We start from the raw sequence: 25,935 nt of genomic DNA, 5'->3' as shown, positions 1-25,935 counted from the left end.
AATATGAGCTATCTTGATATCTCAGTTTCTATTGGAAGTAAAAGCCTGACTCAGAATCCCTGGCTGTATTGAATTTGGCATAGGCGCCGTGACGATTGGTGTGCGTATCTTTGCTCGCTCACAATGACGGCAAGCGCAGACCTGACGCAAATGACGGACGACTTTCACTTCCTTTGGAATGTCTGCACTCTCATTACGCGTCTCAGTGCTCATTTCTTGGAGTCCACCGCCACAGCATGAGCAGACTAGCTCAGACTCCGGCAAGGCGTAGATGATTGTCTCTATGGGGAACTGATCCAGCTTGGCTTCCCGATTGCCAGCGCTTTTTTACAACTGTACGTGACGGTCTCGAAATCTGGCTCCTGAGGAGTGGACGCGGCAAACACTTCGGCTTCGTTAAACAGATTCATCTCCCAGTTGGTCGGGATCTGTCTTCTCGCTGGAAGCGCCGAAGCGCTTCTGCTGTGCTAAACGGAACTATTCTTCATACCATTTGAGTTTTGCTGACAGCTCAGAAACCTGTTGCTGGAGGGATGTGATGGTTGGGATTCCATTTGATTTTCATAACGTATGATTTCGATACCACGGAAAGGAGTACCTGCTGCTAGATAGGACGATTTGCGTAAAATATGAATGGTTAAATGACCACTTCTGCTTGCACTCTCGGATGTGCCTGACGCTGACTAAGAGATATCCATCGAGCAGCCAGCGAAGCTCGCGGTTTGTGATCGCAACAGGATCTCCGTTTGCCTGTGGCCAATGGAATGTGCCGCGTTCGAGTCTGCGGTAGTACAACCAGAAACCGTTATGCTCCCAGTACAACATTTTAAGTTTGTTACTTTCGCGGTTGCAGAAAACGAACAGCGACGGAGAGAATGTATTCAATCCGAGTCCTTCCTGAACGAGTGCGGCGAGGCCGTCGATGGATTTGCGTAAATCTGTTTTGCCACAAGCTAAATAGACGTGTTTTGACGTGATTTCGTTTAACATACCGAATCGCTCTCCAGTACTCGAACGACTGACTTGCGGAGCAAGGTGGGCACAAATCCAGCATCGACTGAGTCTGTAAAATATTATGTGTAAACTCCAAACTCTATTAAAATAGAGATAATAGAAAGGTTGGGGATCACATATGGGATTATGGACCAAGGAACAGTTACGTCAGTTTATCAAGGAGAACAAACTGGTAACTGCATAAGATGCACAAAATGCTCTAAAAGATCTGTTTGCTGAAACGATTTAAGAGATGTTGGAAGCAGAAATGGATACACATTTAGGTTACGACAAGCACGATGTGAAGAGCAAACAAACGACAAACAGCCGAAACGGAAAGAGCCGTAAAACGGTTACCAGTGAATATGGGGATCAGGAGATTGTTATTCCTCGTGACCGTCATGGAGAGTTTGAACCCTTAGTCGTGAAGAAGCACCAGTCGAATGTGACTGGCATTGAGGACCCAATCGTAGCTCTCTACGCCAAAGGTGTTTGCACGCGAGATATTCAGGACCACTTGGACAACGTTTACGGGATTGACGTATCCCCAACTTTCATTTCAAATGTGACCAACAAGATCGTCCCCCTCATTAAAGAGTGGCAGAGCCGGCCACTACAGAGCGTGTACGCGGTCGTCTTTTTGGATGCCATCCATATCAAAGTGAAGCAAGATGGAGCCATCGTGAACAAAACAGCATATATGGTAATTGGCATCGATTTAGACGGCAACAAGGATGTCCTCGGCATGTGGATCGGCGAGAACGAGTCCGCCAAATTCTGGCTGAGCGTGCTGAATGAGTTGAAAAACCGCGGAGTTTAAGATATCCTCATCACCTGTGTTGACAACCTGACGGGCTTCTCTCAGGCTATATCCGCCTGCTACCCACAGACCGAGATTCAGAAGTGTGTTATACATTAAATTAGCAACTCTACTCGATATGTCTCTTACAAGGATCTCAAGAAAGTGACTGCCGACCTTTTTCAAGTATCCTCCTGAGATTCGCAAGCTTATCTACACAACAAACATCATCGAGAGCTACCATCGTCAGCTTCGCAAAGTGACGAAAGGAAAAAGTATCTTTCCCTCCGATGAGGCCCTTCTCAAGATGCTGTATCTGTCTACAATGGATGCGAGCTTCACATTTCATTCGAATCTCTTCTCTGCTCATAGTCATAGAAAAATCCTCCTCTGAATGGCTATTGAGGAGGATTATCTCATAACTTGTTTGATTCGAAGGTGGGGAGAGTTTGATGCTTACCTTATTTTTCATAGTGTGCGCGCCTCAAAGTTGTCTTCCTATCATGTTTTTTGGCTTTTGTTATAACTTTATTTGAGTTATTTTAAGAAAGTACTCAACTCTTTTCATTCTTCAAATAATGAAGTTTGTTGAACTTCTTGGTCTTTTGATTCTTGAGTGATTTTTTTCGACGAATTTATTTCTAAAAGACACTTAATAGTCTGAATGGGTTCGTCATATAATAAAAAATTATCAATTTTTGGAGGGTTTATCAGTATGACTCCATTATCAATTTGCTTCGCTTCTTCCCGAAGCTCCATAAGTAACCTGCCAAGGGCATTTGTTCCAAACAAATTATTATCTTCATCAGGGATGGCCCCCCAAAAGGCATCTTTATGAGATTCTTCTACGATCGGCAATTCTCTTGTCTTTTTCAGTTCTTCCGAGAACCTGAGCCAGTTTTGATACAATTTAACACGAAGGCACCAACGCATTATTTTTATTCTTGATTCATCCCAGTCAGGTCTCGACTGTTTGCGATGAGGTTTACTTTTCATTTTTGCAGTCATTGGGCTGTTTTGCCTGATAATTTCTCTTTGTACTTGAGGCAAATGTGGAAATCGACATGCCTGATATAACGCCTCAGAGGTTAAAATTCTTACTTCGTTGATTGTAATATGGAAACCAGGAGCCATGTTGGACAATGCACCATATGACTCCTTGGTTTTTTTAAAAACAATTGAACTCTCCCTGAAGTATAATTTTTTTTCATGATTGGCCACTGTCAATCCTCCAAATGTTTATCAATTCACCCTCCTTGGAAAAAGAGGATGCCATTGGTTCAGATGTTCCTGAGTGGAGTCTCCCCACCATAATACTAAGGGGCTGTTATTAGCGACGTTGCGATACGTTACAAATAAAGAACCGAATCCCAAGCTTAAAAAGTAGGAATACCCCATCGGTTTAAAACTTGTATTCCCCGCAAAGGTATAGAGAAATGCACCATGCTTTAAGAATTCTTGCTCAACAACCTCACGAGCTTCTGCTGAAGAAAATAACGACTCTTTTGTAAAATGGCCTGCAGGCCGAAAAAGGGGGAATTGATTTTGCCCTTCCTTCTCCTCCCGCTGCTCTTCAATAAATTCTCTAAAACTCTTCACATGTTCATCGTCATCTTCTGGTTCACTCGGCCATAAACATTGAAAATCCCGCTTTTCCCAAGGTTTATTTGAAAGCTCATGCGCCCGCCAAAACTTAAAGGTCACGTTCTTGTCTTTAAAAAGACTATTGAGCTTTTTACTCAGATACTTAATATTACCATCAAACAATACTAAGAACACAAAATGTAACGTTGTATTTTCTATTTGATTTGATTCTGCCCAACTTTCTATATCACGTAGTAAGGTATTTCCCGTGAATAAGCAATCGTCAACATAGATATAAGTTGTCGGCTGTGATCCGCAGTCAGACAAGTTGATATTAAATTTCTCTTGCATTACTTGGTCTAATAGTTCTAGCAGGTCATTCTGACTTTCACCTTTCCGCTGAATATTCATGAAGCTCAGAGCAGAATGGTTTTTTTTGAAATCCCCGACAAGTTTCTCCTTCTTGAGGACTGTCTCCATAAAGGTTGCAGCGCTCATTCTGGACACATATTGTTTCTTTAAGATTTGATCCATCTCTTTTAAAATAGTAAGCCGAGAGGATTTGCTGAACTGTTTAATCCATTTCTTTACGTGGTCTTCACTCATTACTTTCCCATTTTTGTAGTCTTTAGTCGTTTTCACTATGCTATCAATTAGTTCTTTGGCTTCTTCTTTTTCCTTGTCAGTCATGCATCTTAACCTCCAAAATTAGGTAATTAGATTTATTTTCGACACAAAAAATAAAAATCCTTCTTTCATTTATGATCTAGAAAGAATTCGAAATTAGGAGGAAAGAACTTATGATAAATATGGCTTAAAAACATTAGAAATAGATAGAGGGACAAAACTCTCTCAGCACTGCTCTTTGAAAATCTAATACAAGTTTGTCTGGAACATTCCCCCGTGAAGCCTCTAAAGAAAGCCAGAATGCCAGCACGACATGACCATATTGTCCTGCCGTCCGTTTAAGACGTAGGACAAGCTGAGAGCAATTCCATGTAATTGGTGGTTTCAATTATGGCGATGACCTGCGGAGAGATTATGATACTTCCGTCCATCCACAGTTTATCGCAATGGTGGCGGTCTGCAGAGTTCCTGGAGGAAGCTTAGCTAACTCTTATAGACAGCCCACCACTTTACGATAAAATTTTTCTATATTTACCCAAAAAAGCCACTGAGTGATAACGAAAGCGGTCAACCTCGGCATCGGGTTGGCGGCGGAAGGCGAATGGGTGCTGCTTCTGGATGCTGAAGCGCAAGGGGATTTAATGGATTCGCTTGGCTTTCTAGAACCGGACAACCTCCCAGTATCACTAGAGACAATTCTGCAAAAGTTTATGGCAGTGGAAAGCTTCGACCCACAGGAGGGTAATTTGCAGCATCGCGAAGGAATTGACCTGATTTAGGGCAATGGTCGAACTGACTGCCGGTGAAGTGACGTTCCACTATAGGAAGAGCCGGAAAAAAATACTGTGAGGGTTTTAACTTTTAAATTTGATTCAAATAATACGCTATCCTTAGCTTTTCATTAAAGGGAGGGGTAAAGTAGAAAAAAATACTTTTCCCAAAGAAGCAAGATACTTGACGAGGATTATTTTGTTGATTAACAAACAGGAATTAATGATTAATCATACTTGGTTTTAAAGCCGATATAGGCTGTATGACCTATAAGGAATATTAAGAACGGTGGGACAATATATTGTTTGATTACATCATTAAAACTTTTAACAACTACATGAACGAAAAGCGGTTAATCAAACTGGAATCTAAGTTTCAACCAGTTGCTGAAAAAATAGCGGAACTGATCTTGCGAGTGGATGCATTTAAAGACGTGGAATTTCACAGTGCCTTAGAGCGAATGGACAACCTCAAAAAGCAATTTGAATTATTGCAATTCACGTTTTTACAGGCAGACAATTTGCTTCAATTTCCGGACCAAAAGCTCCAAGCCATAATAAGAAAAAGATATCATGCTCTTATGAGTCACCCGTATTATGAAAAGATCAATAGCTTTTATCTACAAGTAAAAAATAAAACTTTAGCGAAGTATGAAATATTGAATAAGTTTTACTACGACATGCATATGGAGATTCAAAAGCACCATGAAGAAATGGCACGTTTTAATACTAAGTTATTAGAGCTCAAACAAAAATATATTTCAGACTCCTCTATCCAAAAATTGATTGCTGAGTTCGCAGGGACATTAGCATTTTACAGTAAAGCAGATGTAAGCGAGATAGCCGATGAATTATACGTACCGTTTAAATCTGTCATCTATAATATAGGAGACAGGCGTGCCGAATGGAACCGTGAGTTTCTAACGTTTGAGATGGAGAGGATGCAAGACTTTTTATCGAATATTGACGGAAGGTCTTTGGATGAGCAACAGCGTCTAGCCGTTCTAACTGAAGAAGACAACAACTTGGTTCTTGCCGGGGCAGGAAGCGGTAAGACGCTAACGATTGCCGGTAAAGTGAAGTATTTGGTGGAAAAGAGAGCTGTAGCTCCAGAAAACATCCTGCTCTTGTCCTTTACCAAAAAAACGGTAGCAGAAATGAAAGAGCGTATTAATGACAAATTGGGCTTGAAAGTCGATGTTCGAACTTTTCACAGTTTAGGCATGAGCATTATACGCGATAAGCCTGGTCAAGTGCCTAACGTAATAGATCCTGAGAATAATCATATTGTCGAAGAGTATTTGACCAAATATGTCTTCCGCGATCAAATGCTGATTCAAAGCATTGTATACTTTTTTGGTATGTATTTAAATGTACCAGATGAAGAGGAAGATTCGGCAAAGCTTGGCGATATCATCGAACAAACCAAGCCCCAAGATCTGATCACGCTCAAAGGCAAAATACAGCAGTTTCAGCAAAATAAAATAACCATACAAGGTGAGAAAACAAAAAGCATCGAAGAGACAATGATTGCCAATTTTTTATTTTTAAATGGTATTCAATACGAATACGAGCGTGACTACGAACACACTACCAATGAAAATGGTTATCGACAGTACAAGCCCGATTTTTATTTAAGTGAGTATGGGATATACCTAGAACACTTTGGCATTACCGAAGATTATAAAACTCCATGGTTATCTGAAATCGAAGAGCTTAAATATGTCGATGGAATTAGTTGGAAGCGTGAGACTCATGAAAAGTACCAAACGACGCTAGTCGAGACGTACTCGTATTACCAAAAACAAGGGATTCTTTTTTCCGAACTAGAATACAAACTGATAGCGCATGGTGTTGTTTTTAAGAAAGTCGAAGCGGAGATAATCTTCAAAGCTATAAGCAACCAGGAAATTTCCCCATACTACAGCGAATTCAAGAAGTTATGCGCAACATTCATCAATTTGTTCAAATCAAATGGTTATAGCAAGGAAGTATTTTCACAATTAGTGTTTGCATCTGATGCGAAGTATGCCAAAAATATGTATCATCTGCAACGAAATCGGCTATTTTTTTCTATTGCAGAACAGATTTACACCTATTATCAGACCAAATTGCAGGCTGATAACCAAATCGATTTTAACGATATGATAAATAAAGCCACATCGCATGCACTAGAGCCTGAAGTATCGTTTCACTACCGGTACATCATCGTGGACGAATACCAAGATATATCCCAAAGTCGCTTTAAGTTAGTTAAGGCAATCAAAGACAAATCGACCGCTACTCTTTTATGTGTTGGCGACGATTGGCAATCCATTTACCGCTTTGCTGGAAGCGATCTGGATTTGTTCACAAACTTTATTTCTTATGTGGGAACAACAGAACTACTCCGAATTGAGAAGACGTATCGGAATTCCCAACAGCTCATTGATGTGGCTGGTACATTTGTAATGAAAAATAAACGTCAATTTCAAAAGCAGCTGCGTTCAGAGAAGTCTGCTACTATGCCGATTAAACTTATCAAGTATGAAGTTAAGATTATCGCACTCCGTTACACCATCACGTCGATCATAGCTCAGCATGGTTATGAGCAAGAAATAATGCTGCTGGGTAGAAACAACCGGGATATAAATACTCTGTTTGAAGGTCAAAACGAATTCCAGTATGATGAGAAGTCCGGAAAAGTAGTGTTTTTACCCGATCGTAAAATTAAACTGTTTTATTTAACAGTACATAAATCGAAAGGGATGGAAGCTGATCAAGTCATATTGATAAATGCTGAGAATAAGACGTCTGGGTTTCCAAATAAAATTTCGGATGATCCACTGCTTCAATGGGTGCTGACCAATTCAGAGGAGATACGGTTTGCGGAGGAGCGGCGTCTGTTCTACGTTGCGCTTACCCGTACGAAAAATAATACGTTCATTCTGACGCCTAATAGACGAAAGCAGACGTCCTTTTTTATTCGAGAACTAGAAGACGAATATAAGGATCGGATCCAAATTGACGCTACGAATGTAGAGGAAGATTTAATTGAGCATCCAGAGTGCCCCAAATGTGGCACAGGAAAATTACTGCAGCGAGATAATTCAAAGACCAAAAAGCCTTTTGTAAGCTGCACGAATTTCCCAGGTTGTGATTGGAGTTATTATGATATTCGGATATTGGAGAATCCAATGAAGTGCGCTTGTGATGGTTATTTAGTAGAGCGATATTCCTCACGGACCAAATCAAATTATTTAAGCTGCACAAATTTCAAGCTTTGCAAACATACAAAAATCATTCAACCTAAGAAAATAGGAAGAGGTGAATAAGTTGGCTGTACAATTTTCATTTATCAAGAGAGCATTAAACAATTCTATAAAAGAATTTTTAAATAGAGACAAATATCTTTTAGAGAAGAATGTTAGTGAAAGGGCAATATCTCATAAAATAGCTTCTTACTTAGAAGATGAATTCGGTTCCTTTTATGATGTTGATTGTGAGTTTAATAGAAATGCTTCAAATGAAGCCGAATTAAAAAAAATTTTTGTGATACAAAACGAAATAAAAGAACTACCTGGAATTAAGAGTAATCCAAGAATTCGTGAAATAGATGGAGAAGAGTTTTATGAGTTCTCGGTGTATCCAGACATAATAGTCCATAAGCGTGGAAGATCAAATAGAAACATACTTATTATCGAAATAAAAAAATCAAACAGCTCAATTACAAACGACTATGATTACTGCAAATTAAAGGCATACACAGACTCTAAATATAATGATCTAAAATATCAGTATGGTGCCTTTTTATTTTTTAATATGGTTACTATGAGTTGCTCGAATATTGAATGGTTTAAAAATGGAAAGACTCTTATATTGTGAGAGTCTTTCATAGCACTTCTGTATCATCGAATTATTGAAAATATTTTTAGAACCCAAATATGTCGTGAACCCTGCTGTAGCAAAAGTTCTCCTATTTTATGTGTAATGATATTAGATTCGGATTTTATGTAGATGTACTAACAACCGCATATAACAAAAAAAGACTTCAGATACCAAAAATTGCACTTACTTTATATATTTCGACATAAAACAACATAATTCTTTCAGGTGATTTGATATATTGAACTCATACTAAGTTAAACTATTAAGGAGTGAATAAGTTGCACATATCAAAAGTGTCTTTAAGGAATTTTCGTAACTTTAAAAACAGCACATTTCATTTTACAGATGGAGTAAATACACTAATTGGTGAGAATGGTTCAGGTAAAACAAATGTGTTTCATGCAATTCGGTTATTACTAGATGACGACTTGCCTAGATCTATAAAATTATTAGAAAGCGATTTTAATCGCAATATACCTTTCGGGTGGAAAGGGCATTGGATAGTAGTAAATCTGGAATTTTCTAATCTCGATCTAAGTGAAGGAGTTCAAGTTATATCACATGGTATTAGTCATATGGATGCTTCCTCTAAAGGAACATATTGCATGTATTTTCGACCCAAAAAAGGGATTCGTCAAAAGCTTTATGATATAACTGTTAATGGACATAATAGAACTGAATTAAATAAACTGCTAGCTAGTATTTCTATCGATGATTATGAAACAGTAATAGCATGCAGAGGCACAGCAGACTTATGTGATGAGTCGCAGTACATTAAATATGTGGGAGATTTCGATAATATAGTTTTTCCTGATCCAGCTATTGAAGCAATGGAAGAGTTAGGTGTAATGGCAAATAAATTTTCATTATATAATGAAGTTAGTTGCACATATATTAAAGCATTAAGAGATGCAGTGTACGAATTAAAGAATGTCAGGAATAATCCGCTACTTAATCTGATGCGCGGATTGAGCGAAAATATTGAAGGCACAGTTATACTAGGTCAAGTGGATACATTAAATACAACAATTAGTTCTTTAAATGAAGTTCAAGAAATGAAAGAACGTATTATAAATACCCTTCAAAGCACAGTCGGAATTACATACGCCCCTACTATAGACATAAAATCGCAATTACCTTCAGATCTTGAAAGGCTACTGCAATCATTAACACTTTGGGTGGGTGACTCTGATGATGACGGATACCAAGGACAGGTCTCTGAGTTAAGTCTAGGGGGAGCCAATCTAATTTATATATCACTTAAATTACTAGAATATGAATTGAAGCGATCAACAGAAAAAGTTGCTCATTATCTTCTGATTGAGGAACCAGAAGCACATATTCATACCCATATTCAGAAAACACTTTTTGATAAGTCAACTTATCATAATACACAAGTAATTATTTCAACACACTCTACTCATATTTCTTCTGCAAATAAAATTAGTTCTGTTAATATTCTTGCTAAACGCAAACACGAAGCTCTCGTATTTCAACCAAGTAATGGTATAGAACCAGAGGAATGTAAAAAGATAGAAAGGTATTTAGATGCAGTAAGATCAACAGTACTATTTGCCAAAGGAGTTATTTTAGTTGAAGGGGACGCAGAATTAATTCTAATACCAGCAATGTTCAAGAAGGTATTCAATATTAACTTGGATGAAATAGGTGTGAGTTTAATCAGTGTAAGTAGCACTGTTTTCACTCATATTGCGAATCTATTTCATGATCAAAGGATACAGAGAAAATGCGCAATAATTACTGATTTAGATAACTCAGTTATTGAGCTACCTAAAGATATTGCACTTGATAATAAAATGCAAAAGAAATGTAGAGCATCACAAGTAGCAGGGAAAAGAAGATATGATACACTCAATGATTCTTTTCAAAGTAATCAGTGGGTTAACCCTTTTTACGCAAATTATACATTCGAAGTTGATTTTATTATTAACGGTAATTCATGGGAAGTCATAAATTGCCTTGCACAGATATACGATCGGGAAAATGAAATAAAAGATTCAACAAAAATATTAGAAGAAGAACGAGTTGATACATCTGGAGTTGAAATTCTAAGATTGGCAAAGAAAGTGGGAAAAGGTTGGTTTGCATTATTATTAGCAGAGAAAGTTATACATAAAACATATATTCCAAATTATATTCTCGAAGCAGTTGCATTTACTTGTAGTCATCTCACTAATAAGCATTTCGAAAAAATGGCTGACTATCGCATTAGCCAGGGGATTTTGGAAGAGGGGGATTTAGAATATAATACTATGAATAAACTAAGAGAACTATTATTAGAACAGTTTCCTAATAAGAATGAATACATCCAAGAGTACGTTAAAGCATACAAAGAGACTTTGCCCAATGATCAGTTAACATTACTTTTAATGAAACTGGAGTTGTCACATGTTACATGAACTAAATGAAGAACAAATGGAAGTACTTACAGCAGAGGGAAACCTACTCATCACTGCTTGTCCTGGGAGTGGTAAAACAAGAACACTTACAAAAAAAATAGGGTATGAAATGTCGAAAATTGCGCCAAAAAAATTCTTAATTGCATTAACTTTTACAAATAGGGCAGCAGAAGAAATACAAAAGCGAATTGACGTAATGAATATTTCTACAGATCAATTATGGTCGGGAACAATTCATGCTTTTTGTTTGGAATGGATATTGAAGCCATATGCAGGATACAATGATTTAATCAGAAATGGTTTTACAGTATTAGACGAATTCAGACAAGAGTCGATGATGAATCAGCTTAAATCAGACTATGGCTTCAGAACGTTTGAACCTGTTAACACAAAATTCAATTTAAATGGTGAAGTGATTAATGACTCACAAGGTAAAAATGAAATTATTCAACGTTATCATGTTTACTTAAAATCAAATAAATTAATTGATTTCGATATGATTTTATATATTGCATATAAAATTATTACTGAAAGGCCTAATATAGCTAAAACATTATCAAAAATATTCTGGAAGATCTTTGTAGATGAATACCAAGATACATCAGAATTACAGTACAATATCATAGGTACTATTATTAATGCATCGAATGGTGTAACTAATGTGTTGTTCGTTGGAGATCCGGATCAATCTATATTTGATACTCTTGGGGGCGTAGCAAAGACTATAGATGAAATATCAGTAATAATAGGTGGTTACCCTATTAAGCATTTTTGTTTATCTGGAAATTATAGATCATCAAAACGTATTATTGATCTCTATAAAAATTTTCAACTCACTGATTTGGATATTGAAGCGATTGGTAAGAATTCTCAAGTGAAAGGTAGTATTACTTTTAACAATACAATCGAAATTGAGCATTTAGCAGAACATATTGCTGAGTTAATTAAAAGAAGCATCAATAAGGGAATTTCTATGAATGAAATTTGTATCATTGCTCCTCAATGGATGTTATTAGTACCGATGGCTAGAAGACTCAAAGCGCTTTTGCCTGAAATTGATTTTGATGCGCCAGGGTTATCACCTTTACCAAGGAGAGCAGAGAATTTTTGGTTTAAAACGGCAAGACTATATCTAACTGAACCTTCACCTGATTTGTTTATTGCTAGAATACGGTGGGCAAATGAAGTAATAAGAGAATTAGAGCTTTTTACAGGTAATAATCTAAATATGCAGCCAAGAGATTTATTAAAAATAATTAACTCGTTTCATTCAACAAATATAAACGGTATTGAATATCTAAATGAATGTTTTAGAGATTTTCTTATGAAGCTGGAAATTATAATCAAAGAACACCAATTACTTGAGGAACATTATGTATCTTTTTTTGCAGGTGTAAAACAAAGAGTTCAAAAAGAATTATCGCAAGTTACTATGAGAACATCAAGTTTTAAATTGATGTTTAAACAACATAAAGGCATCGTTGTAAACACCTGCCAAGGAGTTAAAGGTGAAGAATTTGAAACTGTTATTGCGTTTGGTTTATTACAGGGAATGGTTCCCCATAGTTCATTGTTAAAACCAGGAATTGATCCTATAATTGCTACTGCATCGTCAAATAAACTACTGTATGTGATATGTTCTAGAGCTAAACAAAACCTTCATTTGATATCTGAACAAGGTAGACAATGGTATAATGTAGTAAATAAACAGTTGTGTGATATAAATTTTCCCTATGACGAGTATTAGAAGTTAATGCTTAAACTATAAAGCTTCGGAACTCGAGAAGCGTCTTTTATTTGAATTCTTTATAAAGTGACCTTGCCTTGAAAATGTAGACACGTAGAACCCCTCAGTGACACCACTTAGTCTAATCTTTACATCTCTTCCCCGACCAGGAGTGGCGGGATATAATCGTTGGAGGAATGCGTTCTCCGACGGTTGTAAAAGAGCACGATGTACTCAAATACAGCTTTCTTAGCCTCAGCTCGTGTCTTAAATGTGTAAACATTAAGCCATTCCATTAAAAAGATTCCATTGGAGAGTTGTCATAGCAGTTACCTTTGCGACTCATGCTGCAGATAAACTCGTGCTTCTTCAGGAGCTTCTGGTAGCCCTTGCTGGCGTATTGGACGCCACGATCAGAATGTACAATAAAATAAGTCCTTTGGATGCACCGGTGCGGCCAATGGCTTGCTTCAGAGCCGCGCAGACAAGCTCTGTTTTCATACGACTATCCATCGCCCAGCCAACGAGTTTTCGGCCATGCAAATCGAGTACGCCAGCGAGATACAGCCATCCTTCAGCTGTTGCAATATACGTAATGTCACTCAGCCATTTCTCATTGGGTTTGCTCGTTGTAAAGTCCTGGTTCACAATGTTATCTGCAACCGGTAGATTGTGACTTGAATTCGTTGTTGCTTTATATTTCTTTACTACTTTCGATCGGATTCCGTTTGCTCGCATTAATCGTGCTACGCGGCCGCGACTCTCCTTCTTATCTGGTGGTAGGTTCTTGGTAATCTGCGGTGCTCCATAGATTCTACGACTATTCGAGTGAATGTCTTTTATCGTATCAAGCAGCTCATGATTTGCTTTGCTGCGGTTGCTTTCAGGTCGCTTAATATGAGCATAATAGCCGCTTCTTGAGACGCTAAGGGCCTGGCACATCTTCGCAATCCGAAATTCGAAGCGGTGTTCAAAGATAAACTTGAACCTCATTATTTCTGATTTTTCGCGAAGTAGGCCGCCTCCTTTTTTAGGATATAATTCTCTTCTTTCAAATCCGCCAACTGCTTGCGAAGCTTACGTTATTTCATCATCTTCAGCTTTAAGATGACCGCTGCCTGGAAACGAACTTTCTCCATCGCGCTTATAAAATTTCACCCAGTCTCGGACTGTAGTGTAATGTACATCCAATTCCTTAGCCGCATCCGCTACCGTTGATTCCTCAGCTAGGATTCGTAAAACAACCTGCTCTTTAAATGCCTTATCAAATTTCTTCCGCTGTCCCATAGTAAATCCCTCCACGTATATTATAGAGGTTTTCTATGTGTCTATCTATTCGGGGCAGGGTCACTCTTACGCTATTTAAGTTTTATTACCTCTTATTAAACTCGTATTAGTTTTTTTGGTATGAATGATGATATGCCCATTTCCGTTAATAGTTCATTTTTTTGGAATATTATTATTTTCGTTGCATTAATCTTTGTTGCATGGATTGGATTGGCGCTATGGACAAAGAGGAAATTCTAATTGCAGATGAGAAGTCTCTATATGTTACTGCTCCCATCTTAATTGGGGCCTTTTATTATGTTGGCAACATTAGATACCAAATGGCAAGATAATCATCTATCCACTAGTTTCGCTTTCGCCTAGACTAGGGAGGTATTTCGAAGAGGTGGGAAACAGCATGGTTCAAGTCAAAGCCGATTTCTCCTGCACTGTGGATTATCCCTTAATTAAAACGAAGTTCGATGTATACAACTGAACGTACGTTTCGTTCGAACATTGGATCATGTTTAATAGGACGGGAACATGTTCATAACTTGTTCCCACTGTTCATCGTTAATTTTGTACCGTCTTTGAAACATGCTCGTTACTCCATTCGTTTTTACATAAATCACACCATATTAATCTTTAATTTCGAGACAAGTACTAGGAAACATTAACGTATTTATCCTTTTTGGCAGTCCCTTTGGGAAAAGGGTTTTATACGCTTCTTTACTCAATTGCCTGTAGATACTATCAATCCTGTTGACCCTGCTCCTTCACGAATCTAAACAGGGTGGTGTTGCGTTTGGCATGGGTCACTCAGTCGATTTTGTGCTCAATTAGGAACTTGAAAAAATTCATACAAAAATACCTCTGATTTAGGGTAATCCATATGCAAACGAGACGTTTTTGTGAAGCCTCAGGATCCGTTTCCTTAAGCACGCTTAAGACGCGATTGGGCAGAATGAGCAAGGAAGCGGCGAGTGTTATATTTCCGCCACTAGATGAGCATTAGCCGTACGGAAAGCCGGTAAAACAGATCTCTGTATATTTTGCTTGCTTCCGCCGATTGAAACCTAGATCTTATATAAGAAGGCGATGTCGTCCAGGTGCTTACCGATATGGATCGACAGCGAGGCGTGACCAGTTGTCTCAAACTTATCCCAATACTCTGATTGGTTGGCGTCACGCTCCTTATTCACATTGACTATAAATCAAAATGCTGATAATTCTAGCTCCACAGGTAAGACCTCTCCTTTCCTGGCGTATACTTTGATTTTTTTAACTTTGCCATCGCTCTTGTACTCAAGAAAACCTTGAGCATTTTCTTCAATTAATTTAAGAGTTGGAAGCGGCTCAGTTATAACGTATTTATCCTTCACTTTTGAATAATGAACGATTAGCAGTAATTCAGTGCCCCAATAACCGTGCACAATCAAATGATTTGGCCGTAGATTGATTTCATTTATACTCTTTGTACGATGAATAAATTGTAATGCCAGAGTATTCATAAAGTAGTTTGCATATCCATCGACAGGAGCATCCGAGTTACCTTCTAGAAAAAAATCCATTTTCTTCATTACAAGTTCGGGTACTAACTTTATATTTATTAACATTGTTTTATTATGATCGGTATAAGTTATGAGGGGATCTGATAGATCTAAGACTTTGGGTTGTGAGAGTTCAAAGGTTTGAAAATAAGTTCGTATGATTGAATCAGTAGGTTCTTTATATAATTTGAGCCTTTCGTTGACAGTAGGACTTACCACAGCAAGCAAAAACGGGAATAGTAATAGTAGGGAAAAAAGTCTTTCAATTGACAACCATTTACTAGTCATAAATAACATAATAATTGATAATAGCAAGAAACCCCATGGTATGATGACGAAAAGCGGGTAACTTAATACTAATATTAAACCTGAAAAGACGCTTAGAGATATTAAATAGGCTACAAACCATATTATTAATCCTACAAATAATATAACTAAACTTGCACGTCTATAATTCATTTGAAAAGCCCCCTATTAATAGATTTTTGGCGTAACTTATTAATCGACATTTTTCCAAATTATATTAATAATAGTTCAAATATGCTAGTTGACTGTCGTATTGACAATAACTTTGATTAGTTAAATCTAGTACTTAAGAAGAAAGTAATTAACTGTATACCAAGCAAATTTGTAACATATTTAGCATGTGTCTGAAAACTCATCACTGAGTCAATTTAAAATGGCAGCTACGTAAATAAATGCAGGAATGACTTGGGAAACTTGTCGTAACGACTAGCAACTCGGCGAAAGTGTTTGATTTTATGAAAAAGCACTCAACTAGGTGGCGTTCTTTATATCAATACCTATCGACTTTCTGTGATTTTGAGTATTTACTTTAGGTGGGATGGTGTAGGATGTCATGGTTAGCCTTAATCCAATTCCAGTTTGATTCTGAGCCGTTGGCTTTGTCGCCAAAAATATGGCTTCCAGTAATATCAAACTCTTGAAGCATATCAATCATTGGAACAAAATCATAGACAATCGAGTTGATTCCCTAATCCATCGACTCAAGTATGAAGTTTGGATGCCTTTCCGCGACGACTAATACTGATGTGCTGATTTACTTCGTGTCCTTTTGCATTTTTTTAGCACGAGGACTGTATTGATGAACTTTGACCAATGTAGAATTGATGCTCAAGTTTTCAACATCAGGATTTACGTGAAGGGCCTGAAAGATGGCGATAGGTAAACCGGTATCTCTCCATTTGCAAAAGCGCCTGTAGACCGTTTTCCATGAGCCATAGCGTTCTTCCGGTAAGTCTCGCCAAGCCGCACCACTTCGAGTGATCCAAAGAATAGTATTAAACATCTTGCGAATACTTTAATTTTACAGACGTACTGTTTGATAGGTCGGGACATGTCCTTATATTGTTACCACTGTGCATTGTTTATTTCGTACCGTCATTAAATCATGCTCGATGCTCCATTCGTTTTTCTCAAATCATATCACATTACTCTTTAGTTTTCAGACACGCCCTAGTTTTAACAATCAATTCTCATGAAAAATCTTACCTAGTAATTAAGAGTGTTAATCTACTGTTTCTATTGAGACCGTGGGGTTAATGAACAAAAACACTTCCAAATATTTTTTGGTAATTGGAAAGTAATTGGTAATATATCAATAAACTACAGAGAGCACCGATGAGCGGATTGTCCCTCGTTTTTCGCTAAGAACGTTGTTTAATGGTGAGTGTCAAATAGGACCCACCTAGTAGTCAGGTAGAAGCCGTGTATGATGGATGAGTATTAAGGCATGCGACAGGTATCTGGTAATGACGAGGACCAGGGCATATACGGTTTAAGCGTTTCCGAAGCTCTTAGTTCCGGGAGCTGCGGTAATTGCACGAAGAGGTACTTGAGGTACCGGAACGGATGCAGTCCGTTTTCTTTTGCTGTTTTAATCACGCTGTATACGGCTGCACTGGCCTTTGCGCCCCGAAGGGCATTGGCAAAGAGCCAGTTCTTTCGTCCGATCACAAATGGTTTGATCGACCTCTCACTCCGGTTATTGTCCAGTTCCAGCCTTCCGTCTTTCAGAAATGCCTATAGCTTATCCCTTTGGTTTAGGCTATAGGCAACCGCCTGACCCAGCAGACTTCTAGGCATCGTCCAAGATTTCTGCTGACGCAGCCACACGTGGTAAGCTTCCAGTTCGGGACGGCTTCGTTCTGCTCGGGCCTTATGACGTTCTTCCGACGTCGCCTCTTTCAGCTCCCTCTCCAGTGCAAAGAGCTGGTTGCAATACGCCAGTCCTTGCGCAGTCACCGTTTCGGGATTACTTTTGGTCTCCGGCGCGGCTTTCAGCGCTTCTCATACTTGCGCCTCGCATGCGCCCAACATCCGACCAGTGTCACATCTTTGACCTATGGTATCCCGGATAGGCATCCACGTGGAGATACCCCTTGAACCCCGTTAAGAAATCTCGCGGATGTTCACCACCGCGTGTCCGCTTGTAGTCATAGATCACGCTAGGCGGTACGCCGCGACCGGTCCGATACAACCACAGATAGGTGGTTGCCTCGGCCGATTTCCCTGGCTCCCGCAATACTTGCAAGGTGGTCTCATCCGCATGCAGCGCTTCCTGCTGCAGGAGATATTTCTTCATTTCTGCAATCACTGGCATCAGCCACTGCTCCGCGCCGTACATGGTCCAATTAGCCATCGTTTGCCGAGATAGCGTATAGCCCATACGGGCAAACTGTTGCTCCTCCCGGTATAGCGGCTGGCTATCCATGATCGGGATGTGTCTTCTCGCTGGAAGCGCCGAAGCGCTTCTGCTGGGCCAGACGAAACTGTTCCTCGTACCGTTTGAGTTTGGCCGAGAGTTCGGTATTTTGTTGCTCCAGCTTTTCGTTTTGCTGCTGAATTTGTTCCATAGTGAGGGATTCCGTTTCATTTTTCATCTGTTTTTCTTTCGACAAGCGAAGGGGATTTCCTGCCTAAAGGAGAAAGGTTGTTCATATAGCGACTTCGGGCGATATCGCCAGGTGGGCATGCCTTTGCTGAGGTGACAAGCCATCCAGTAGCCAACGTAATTCTCGCTGCGTCAAGCTCAGTGGGGAACTGCCGCCGGAAGGCCACTGAAAGGTTCCGCGTTCCAAACGACGATAGTAAAGCCAAAAGCCAGCGTGGTCCCCATGCAAGATTTTGAGCTTATCCCGTCTGCGATTACAAAAGACAAACCATGCGGTGGAGAAGGGACTCAGCGCAAACTGTTCCTGAACAATGGCCGACAAACCGTCAATGGATTTACGCATGTCTGTGGAGCCACAGGCCAAATAGACCTGTGAAGATGAAGCGAAATTCAGCATAGGAATTTGAGCGCAGCGACCACATCGCGAAGCAACTGCGGTTCAAAGCCTGGAAGGACAGCAATTCGTGCAGAGCCAACCTGCACCCATAAAGGCTCTTGCTGCGAATGTTGGATGGCTACCGTTCGGAAGGTCGTAGACGTTTCCGTTGGTTTTGCTTTTGGAGATTTATACAGCCAAAATTTCAACTGATTCACTTTCAGATTTTCTTGGGCGCACCAGCTCTTCATGGTTTGCCCGCTTTTCTGGTAGGCTGCAATGTGCCTTTCCCATATTTTCTGTCCTGTCTCTTTCATGAATGGTCCATCCTCTCAATCTATGATGGACTTAATGTGACAGTCATTACTTCCTGTGAATAGGTGGGCTAGATTTGACGCTTACGTTTAATGGACATGTGCGAACAAGAAGACCTTTTACGCACGAGCCCCTAATAGTCTCCGTGGGTTCACTTCACGAAATTTATAAGGTTTCATCCATACTGGCAATTTTTTCGTAAGATCTCTTTTCTCGAGTAAAGGTACTTGCATCGCCAGACCTTTAAGGTACCTCATTCATTGTTTTTACGCTGAATGCTATTTCTGACCTTAAAGTGTTTTTTGCCCACCCGGTCTAAGACTTTTGCCGCTTGAAGTTCTTCGTAATAATCACAAATAAGCACACCTCTGCTGCCAGCGCTGTGTATTACTTACGCAACTGGAAAGCGTTGAAATCATGGAAGCTGCTTGAGCTTCATAACGTAGGCTTGTTTGATTGTCCCCTCTTACTTTAAAGGGTGCTGTTATCAGTCGTCCCTTTTTTGCAACTGCACGGCGTTGGTGATCAGTCCCATAGACAGAGTTGGCAACTACGGCGTTCTGCTTTAGGTGATGTCGAAGGCCAAAGTTATGATCGTGTTTCTGTAGTCGCTCGCCGTCCATTTCTAGCAATATGCTTGTCTAAGAGCGCCAAGGTTATAGATAGGTATCGTTGAAATGCTCGAACTAATTCTAGGAATTAATCGACGTCTCCTATCCAAGGATAGAGCTTTAATACTCTTTTTTAAGTTTGGATCGATCTAGTATACAAGAGAGATAATATGCTGATTCAATACGCATAGAGTACCGGACGTCACCCCGTATAAACTGTACTATGCGTACAAACCGTCGATCTGTGAACCTCGTACGTTTCAAGCTCGTTTACTCTTTGAGTTTGTTCTTGTTGGAGATATGTCTAGCAGGTGAACAAGTTATTCACGTTCAGTACTGAGCTTAATAGTAAGAAGGTTTTAGTTCTCCAAATGCGAATTGCTTAGTCCATCAAACATTTTGTGGTTCCATTCTTAAGTCGAATATCAATTGGACTTAATTCTTGTGGGTTTATGTTATTGCGCCATAATTAGACTTAATTCGACATTTAGAAGAAGCGGCAATATTAATCATTCTAAATTGCTTTCATTTATTTAAAGGATAATTTTACAAATTAAAATCCCGTTCTATATTAATTTAATATCTCTTTAAAAGTATTCAATCTTTATCAAAATCGTTACAAATTTAAGTTAATGTATAAGTATAATTATTCGACATAATTTTTGTTTTATTTTAATATATTTTTATTTTTATATATTACAGATATCGACAGCATTCTACATAAAAATTGTGTATGATTGTTTTTATATTGGAGATTTTACAATTAAAACTAAGGCGGGATGAATTTGAGGAAGTTTTTTTTAGTCTCATTAGTTGCAACAATTATTTTTACTTCACTTAACTTCTCTACGTGGGCAAGTGCGTCGGAAGCTTTGGGAGAAAATCTACAACGTTACATAATAAAGTTTAAAGAAGAAAGTAGTAATTCAGGATTAACTTCTAGGCAGGCTGGTAGCGATTTTCAAATTTATGAGGTGGATTCAGAATTAGAAGAAGATACAGGATTATATGCCTTTCAAGAAATGACACATGAGGAAGCAATACTACTGGAAAAAGAACCCAATATTGAATATATTGAAATCGACAGTAAGGTACAACTTTTGACTAATTCTAATGTTGGAAGTCAATTTATCGATCATAATCTCAATGAAAGCTACGATAATGATTTCGATGGTGCTAATCGTGATGACAATATAAGTAATATGCTAGAAAATGAAGTGGTGAATGAGGATGGGATTGGTGATAACGTTGATGAAGATGAACCAGCTAATCCGGATAATAACGAGAATGATATTGAGAATGATGATGTTATTAATCAGATTAATGAAGAGGAGCTTCAGGAAAATCATTCAGTGACATCGAGTGTCTATTCAAGTTGGGCAAATAACGTTCTAGGCATTGATCAGTTGCATGCTGAGGGTATTCAAGGACAGGGAATAAAAATAGCATTAGTCGATACTGGTGTAAATGAAAATGACGATTTGATCTTAGCGGGGAGTCATAATGTAATTGGTGAAAGTAATTTGGATGATAACGGTCATGGCACAATTATTGCTAATTTAATTTCATCAACATCAACGGCTTTTAGTGGTGTGTCTCCGGATTCGGAAATTTATTCTATAAAAGCATTAGATAAGAATGGAATAGGCTACTATAGTGATGTGATTAAATCTATTGATTGGTCTATCGATAACGAGATGGATGTAATAAACTTAAGCTTCGGTGGTAGTGAATATAGTAAAGCATTAAAAGAAGCAGTTATGAGGGCGTGGGAACATGGAATTATTGTAGTTGCTGCGACAGGTAACTCAGGTCAAGAGTCCGTATTATACCCAGCGCGCTTTAGTACAGTTTTGTCTGTTGGATCGGCTAGTGAACAATATATGAGATCTATTTTCTCTAACTATGGTGACAAAGTTGATTTAGTCGCGCCTGGGGAAAATATCATACTAAATGACGGCACTCCACAAGTAATTTGGGGAACGTCGCTCTCTGCCGCATATGTAACAGGTAGTATTGGTTTAGTGTGGTCTTCACATAAAGAATGGAGTTCTAATGATACTATTTTATCATTGGTAAATTCTGCCGATCCTATTGGTAGTCAAAACGAGTTTGGGTACGGATTGTTAAATCCATTAAATGCAATTAAAGAAGTTTTTAATAAAAATGTTGTTTACGATTTTAGTGAAGACATTAAGCTAATTGAAGATGATGGTACAGTAACAATACAAGCAACTAATGTAACGGCATCCTCTTCTATTACTTCTCCAAATCAAAATGTACAAGTTAACTTTAATTTTGATGATGAAGCACATCCAGTAAAGATACAAGTTATTAGAGTAAGCCCTAATTACAGTGTTGTTCGTGAATCAACATTAGGATCTAAGAAAAATGGGACGTACACATTTAATGAATCGACTCCTGGAATGTATTTAGTAAAGGTAATCCCAACAGATAAGCCTTTATATAGTGGTTCAATATATATAGAAGTTTTACAAAATGGGAATGTCAACTTGAGTAAAGAGAATTTAAAAGGGGACGCTTTTTACTCTGATACTTATGCGGAGGATGAAATACTGAAACTGAAATATTCTTATTCATCTGGTGCAAGTACAAAGGAACTAAAACTATACCTGAATGGTGTGTATCAGCGAAATTTATCAGTTAGTAGTAATTCAACGTTAATAGAATTCCCTAATACAAGTACTGTTAAAAACATAAGACTCGATGTATATGCGGACAGATTAGTTAATGATGAGTATGTCACATATTTATATGGATCTAAAACAATAACTCTTTATAAATTAGTAAGCGTGAAAGGAACAGCGGTTTCGTATCTGCCAATGGATGCGGTGCCAACTAGTCCATTTCATGAAGATAATCTCCCTTCAGGTCAACCTTATACATGGTTATCAAGTTATCACGAAACTGGGAACTATAGGCAAATGCATGAAGTGTCAATTGAAGGGAAAACCAACGGGACGCAATTTATAGACACAAGAATGAATCGTGATTATTTGGTCAAAAATTCATATTATTGTGATGCGCCTAATGGTAACCCGGGACATCTAATATATGAAAATGTAGGGCAAGTTGCTGATGGAACCACGAGGCAATCCTTTTTAAGTAAAGTAGAAAGTATTGTTAGTGCTCCTGTTCCGGATATTTGGGCTTCAAGTGCCCCTGTACCTTCATTCATGAGAGTTGACTGGACTCATAAGAATCCTACTATACCTACTATTTATTCAAGTATGGAAGTCGCGTTAGAAGCTAACGGTAAGTCTGAAGTGAAATTTTTGAACACACAGGAGAGTAATAGTTGGTTTCCATATCATTATTTATACAAAAACAACTACTTAGTGGGCGGTAAAGACAACCATGCGCCAGTAGATCCAAAGAAATGGATGGCGTCTGCGGATCATATGGTTGTAGATATAATGGAACAGACAGTAGGTGCGCAGTTTGCATCAGATGCTTGGTTTTACGGGTTATTAGCTGATTGCACCGGTGATAGATTGAAAGAAGCAAACGCTGCTGCCTATAATTCACTAATGGGCTCATTTAACAAGATGTCCAAAACCCCAGCCTTAAAAGATCTTAGTAAACTTTATAAAAACCGAGTTTTACCATTTATGACTCCGAAAGGTTTTAAACGTGGCAAGGCTAAGCCTTACGGCCCTCCAATTAGTGAGTTAATGATATGCGACTATAATGGTTGTCCAAATACCAATTATCTCCTAGTCTCATTTAAGTCACCAGTAAATGTCCATGTTTATGATTCTCAAAATAATCATTCTGGCTACACTGATGAGGGGCGAGTTGAATTAAATCTTGATGATGTTTTCTTGTACGAGTTTGAAGGGCATAAATATGTGATTTTACCTAATGATTCGGAATATCGTATTGAATTCGAAGGATATGATACAGGTTTAGTTACAATTGATACTCTTTTGTATACTGGAGATCAACAAACAGAACATAATCAATATTACAAAATACCAGTAACTAAAGTGAGTAAAGGTACTGTGTTGTTAGAGAACGAAAAACCAATTGTACGATACGATGTTAATGGTAGTGGACACTATAGAATTCTTGAAAGTGATATGAGCCATTCAAGCCAAACAGATGAGGTCGAAGATTCATCAGCTCCTAGTAGCTACTTAGTAATTGAAGGACAAGAATATAAAGAAAACTATTATAATACTGATTTGAGCATTGAGATCAAAGCGAACGACGACTTATCAGGTACGGAATTAACCGAGTTTAGGTTTTCACAGAATGATATATGGTTACCCTATAAAGAACCTATTAAATTAAGCAATCATCAACATTATACTTTATTTTACAAATCAACCGATGCAAATGGTAATGTTGAGACGGAGAAGTCACATCAGTTTGTGATAGATAAACAGCTTCCTACCAAGCCAATTAATTTTGGGGTTTTGCCACATGTAACTGGAAAAGGTCTAGAATCTGTAACTCTGACATGGGATGCTTCTAGTGATGTTGGTAGTTATATTGATCATTACGAGATATACCAAGATTCCTTACTTGTTGGTACAACAGCAAATTTAAGCTATAAAGTGGAAAATCTATCTGTACAAACAGCTTATGATTTTAGAATAAAAGCTGTAGATGCAGCAGGGAATAGTTCTGAATTTAGCGATTCTATAATTGTACAAACGAAAAAAAAATTAGTAGCGGCTTCTGGTGATCAAAGCTTTCTACTCGTAGAAGATAATGATGGTACTGTCTTTAGTTGGGGAAATAACTCATCTGGACAACTTGGAGACGGCACTACATTTCACCATTCGACTTCAATACCAATAAATAATTTTAATGGTGTTATTGCTTTAGCATCGGGTTTATCGCATACAATAGCGCTAAAGCAAGATGGCAGCGTATGGGCGTGGGGTTCAAATGTTTTTGGACAACTAGGGGGGAACGATGGTTCCCTCTCAACGCCTCAAGCTGTGAGTGGCTTGAGCGGCATCGTAGCGGTAGCAACGAGCGAGGCTCATTCGTTGGCGCTCAAAGGGGACGGGACAGTCTGGGCATGGGGACAGAATTATGGCAGTACCCCAGTACAGGTAAGTGGCTTAACGGGCGTGACCAGTTTGGCAGCATTAGGCAGCATGAACGCTGCCGTGAAAAGTGATGGCACGGTATGGACGTGGTCCAGTGGCGGAACGCCATCACAAAAGTCGGGAATTAGCGGCGTGAAGGAAGTAGGACTCGGGTACAACCATCACCTTGCCCTGAAGCATGATGGCACGGTGTGGAATATTGCCGGTTCGATCACTGCCGTGAGTGGACTCAGCGACGTGAAGAGCATGTCGGTGGGCTACAGTCATAGCGTGGTGCTGAAGCATGATGGCACGGTGTGGACCTATAATGGTTCTGTGGTTACGCAAGTGAATGGCCTTAATGAGGTCACTGCAGTGGCTGTGGGAACTGGACATGCACTGGCATTGAAGCAAGATGGCAGCGTATGGGCATGGGGAGCCAATTCCCGCGGGCAGGTAGGAGACGGGACAACGACGGACCGCTCGACACCGGTAGTGGTGCAGCAAAATGTGGCGCCACAGGTGGCGGTGACGAGTCCGAGTGGGACGTTGAGTAGTCCGACGGTTGTGAATATTACCAAACCGACGATTACATGGACGGTTACCGACGGAGCCTTAACCACCTTTACAGACTACCAGGTACAGGTGCTGGATGAGTCGGGCGTAGTGGTAGTGGATTCGGGTGTAGTCGCCCAGTCGACAACAGGGACTGTTCAAACGTGGACGACAGGAACAACTCTACCAACCTTTAAAAAATTACAAGTGCGCGTAAAAGTAAGTGACGGTTATGAATGGTCGTCGTGGTCTGAAGCGAAATGGCTGATCATCCAGAGCCAGCCGTCCGGCCAGGTGCTGGGTGTTGGTGGGATGCACAGTGTATGGTTAGGTACAGATGGTCGAGTGCGGACCTGGGGATCGAATGACCAGGGGCAACTGGGTACGGGACTTGTCGGAGCGCATCAATCCAGCTGGATTACAGTACCCGGTTTGGAGGGTGTAACGGCGGTTTCGGTGAATTCCATCGGCAGCCATACGCTGGCGCTGAAGCAAG

Annotated in this window: 14 protein-coding genes and 4 pseudogenes; 7 read left to right on the top strand and 11 right to left on the bottom strand. The window is 39.2% G+C overall.

Going from position 1 to position 25,935, the window contains the following annotated elements:
- Positions 1-48: 48 nt before the first annotated feature.
- Positions 49-549, bottom strand: a pseudogene (locus AC0YN3_RS16515) (IS66 family transposase); the annotation flags it as partial.
- Between the two features lie 12 nt (positions 550-561).
- Entirely contained in the window at positions 562-990 is a 429-nt protein-coding gene (tnpB, locus tag AC0YN3_RS16510; RefSeq protein ID WP_475776110.1) for an IS66 family insertion sequence element accessory protein TnpB, read from the bottom strand.
- 142 nt (positions 991-1,132) lie between these two features.
- Between tnpB (AC0YN3_RS16510) and AC0YN3_RS16505 the strand changes: the two are divergent.
- Positions 1,133-2,129 (top strand): annotated as a pseudogene (locus tag AC0YN3_RS16505) (IS256 family transposase); the annotation flags it as partial.
- A 227-nt stretch (positions 2,130-2,356) separates the two neighbouring features.
- Here AC0YN3_RS16505 and AC0YN3_RS16500 read toward each other — a convergent pair.
- Together AC0YN3_RS16500 and AC0YN3_RS16495 are read right to left on the bottom strand one after the other, a co-directional pair.
- Entirely contained in the window at positions 2,357-3,013 is a 657-nt protein-coding gene (locus tag AC0YN3_RS16500) for an NADAR family protein (RefSeq protein WP_475776109.1), read from the bottom strand.
- Between the two features lie 21 nt (positions 3,014-3,034).
- Positions 3,035-4,066, bottom strand: coding sequence for a phosphoribosyltransferase-like protein (locus AC0YN3_RS16495; RefSeq protein WP_475776108.1), 1,032 nt, complete (start codon positions 4,064-4,066; stop codon positions 3,035-3,037).
- Between the two features lie 488 nt (positions 4,067-4,554).
- Here AC0YN3_RS16495 and AC0YN3_RS16490 point away from each other — a divergent pair, with 488 nt between their 5' ends.
- From AC0YN3_RS16490 to AC0YN3_RS16470, 5 genes are all read left to right on the top strand, one after another.
- On the top strand, positions 4,555-4,782 hold the full coding sequence (locus AC0YN3_RS16490; protein WP_475776107.1) for a ParA family protein: 228 nt from the start codon (positions 4,555-4,557) through the stop codon (positions 4,780-4,782).
- Between the two features lie 293 nt (positions 4,783-5,075).
- Complete coding sequence (locus AC0YN3_RS16485) at positions 5,076-8,087, top strand: UvrD-helicase domain-containing protein (RefSeq protein ID WP_475776106.1); 3,012 nt, start codon at positions 5,076-5,078, stop codon at positions 8,085-8,087.
- Between the two features lies 1 nt (position 8,088).
- Entirely contained in the window at positions 8,089-8,637 is a 549-nt protein-coding gene (locus AC0YN3_RS16480; protein WP_475776105.1) for a hypothetical protein, read from the top strand.
- Between the two features lie 281 nt (positions 8,638-8,918).
- Positions 8,919-11,060, top strand: coding sequence for an ATP-dependent nuclease (locus tag AC0YN3_RS16475; RefSeq protein ID WP_475776104.1), 2,142 nt, complete (start codon positions 8,919-8,921; stop codon positions 11,058-11,060).
- Positions 11,050-12,807 carry a UvrD-helicase domain-containing protein gene (locus AC0YN3_RS16470; RefSeq protein WP_475776103.1) on the top strand — a complete coding sequence of 586 codons (1,758 nt, stop codon included), beginning with the start codon at positions 11,050-11,052 and terminating at the stop codon, positions 12,805-12,807. Before AC0YN3_RS16475 ends, AC0YN3_RS16470 begins: the two co-directional genes overlap by 11 nt.
- Positions 12,808-12,935: 128 nt before the next feature.
- Here the strand turns inward: AC0YN3_RS16470 and AC0YN3_RS16465 are convergent.
- The 7 genes and pseudogenes from AC0YN3_RS16465 to tnpA form a co-directional block, all read right to left on the bottom strand.
- Positions 12,936-14,073: pseudogene (locus AC0YN3_RS16465) on the bottom strand (IS3 family transposase).
- A gap of 1,193 nt (positions 14,074-15,266) precedes the next feature.
- On the bottom strand, positions 15,267-16,061 hold the full coding sequence (locus AC0YN3_RS16460) for a hypothetical protein (RefSeq protein WP_475776102.1): 795 nt from the start codon (positions 16,059-16,061) through the stop codon (positions 15,267-15,269).
- Positions 16,062-16,662: 601 nt separating this feature from the next.
- Positions 16,663-16,911 carry a transposase gene (locus AC0YN3_RS16455; RefSeq protein WP_475776101.1) on the bottom strand — a complete coding sequence of 83 codons (249 nt, stop codon included), beginning with the start codon at positions 16,909-16,911 and terminating at the stop codon, positions 16,663-16,665.
- 437 nt (positions 16,912-17,348) lie between these two features.
- Positions 17,349-18,336 (bottom strand): annotated as a pseudogene (tnpC, locus tag AC0YN3_RS16450) (IS66 family transposase); the annotation flags it as partial.
- Positions 18,329-18,478, bottom strand: a complete 150-nt coding sequence (locus AC0YN3_RS16445; RefSeq protein WP_475776523.1) for an IS66 family transposase — start codon at positions 18,476-18,478, stop codon at positions 18,329-18,331. The pseudogene tnpC and the gene AC0YN3_RS16445, both read right to left, overlap by 8 nt.
- Before the next feature lie 81 nt (positions 18,479-18,559).
- Positions 18,560-18,913: an IS66 family insertion sequence element accessory protein TnpB gene (gene tnpB, locus AC0YN3_RS16440; protein WP_475776100.1), complete on the bottom strand. Its 354-nt coding sequence runs from the start codon at positions 18,911-18,913 to the stop codon at positions 18,560-18,562.
- Positions 18,907-19,209: an IS66 family insertion sequence element accessory protein TnpA gene (gene tnpA / locus AC0YN3_RS16435; protein WP_475776099.1), complete on the bottom strand. Its 303-nt coding sequence runs from the start codon at positions 19,207-19,209 to the stop codon at positions 18,907-18,909. Before tnpA ends, tnpB (AC0YN3_RS16440) begins: the two co-directional genes overlap by 7 nt.
- Before the next feature lie 1,394 nt (positions 19,210-20,603).
- Between tnpA and AC0YN3_RS16430 the strand changes: the two genes are divergently transcribed.
- Positions 20,604-25,935, top strand: a 5,332-nt coding sequence (locus tag AC0YN3_RS16430; protein ID WP_475776098.1) for a S8 family serine peptidase, incomplete at its 3' end; no start/stop codon positions are given.

The organism is Paenibacillus sp. J22R232 (assembly GCF_056269165.1).
Note: the sequence above shows the minus strand (reverse complement) of the source record. Positions and strands in the feature narration are given on the sequence as shown.

What these genes read in the sequence shown, in the direction of transcription:
- AC0YN3_RS16470 (WP_475776103.1), top strand. Translation starts at nt 11,050, where the DNA reads ATGTTACATGAACTAAATGAAGAACAAATGGAAGTACTTACAGCAGAG.
- AC0YN3_RS16460 (WP_475776102.1), bottom strand. Translation starts at nt 16,061, where the DNA reads ATGAATTATAGACGTGCAAGTTTAGTTATATTATTTGTAGGATTAATA.
- AC0YN3_RS16445 (WP_475776523.1), bottom strand. Translation starts at nt 18,478, where the DNA reads ATGGAACAAATTCAGCAGCAAAACGAAAAGCTGGAGCAACAAAATACC.
- tnpA (WP_475776099.1), bottom strand. Translation starts at nt 19,209, where the DNA reads ATGAAAGAGACAGGACAGAAAATATGGGAAAGGCACATTGCAGCCTAC.
- tnpB (WP_475776110.1), bottom strand. Translation starts at nt 990, where the DNA reads ATGTTAAACGAAATCACGTCAAAACACGTCTATTTAGCTTGTGGCAAA.
- AC0YN3_RS16455 (WP_475776101.1), bottom strand. Translation starts at nt 16,911, where the DNA reads ATGTTTAATACTATTCTTTGGATCACTCGAAGTGGTGCGGCTTGGCGA.
- AC0YN3_RS16495 (WP_475776108.1), bottom strand. Translation starts at nt 4,066, where the DNA reads ATGACTGACAAGGAAAAAGAAGAAGCCAAAGAACTAATTGATAGCATA.
- tnpB (WP_475776100.1), bottom strand. Translation starts at nt 18,913, where the DNA reads ATGCTGAATTTCGCTTCATCTTCACAGGTCTATTTGGCCTGTGGCTCC.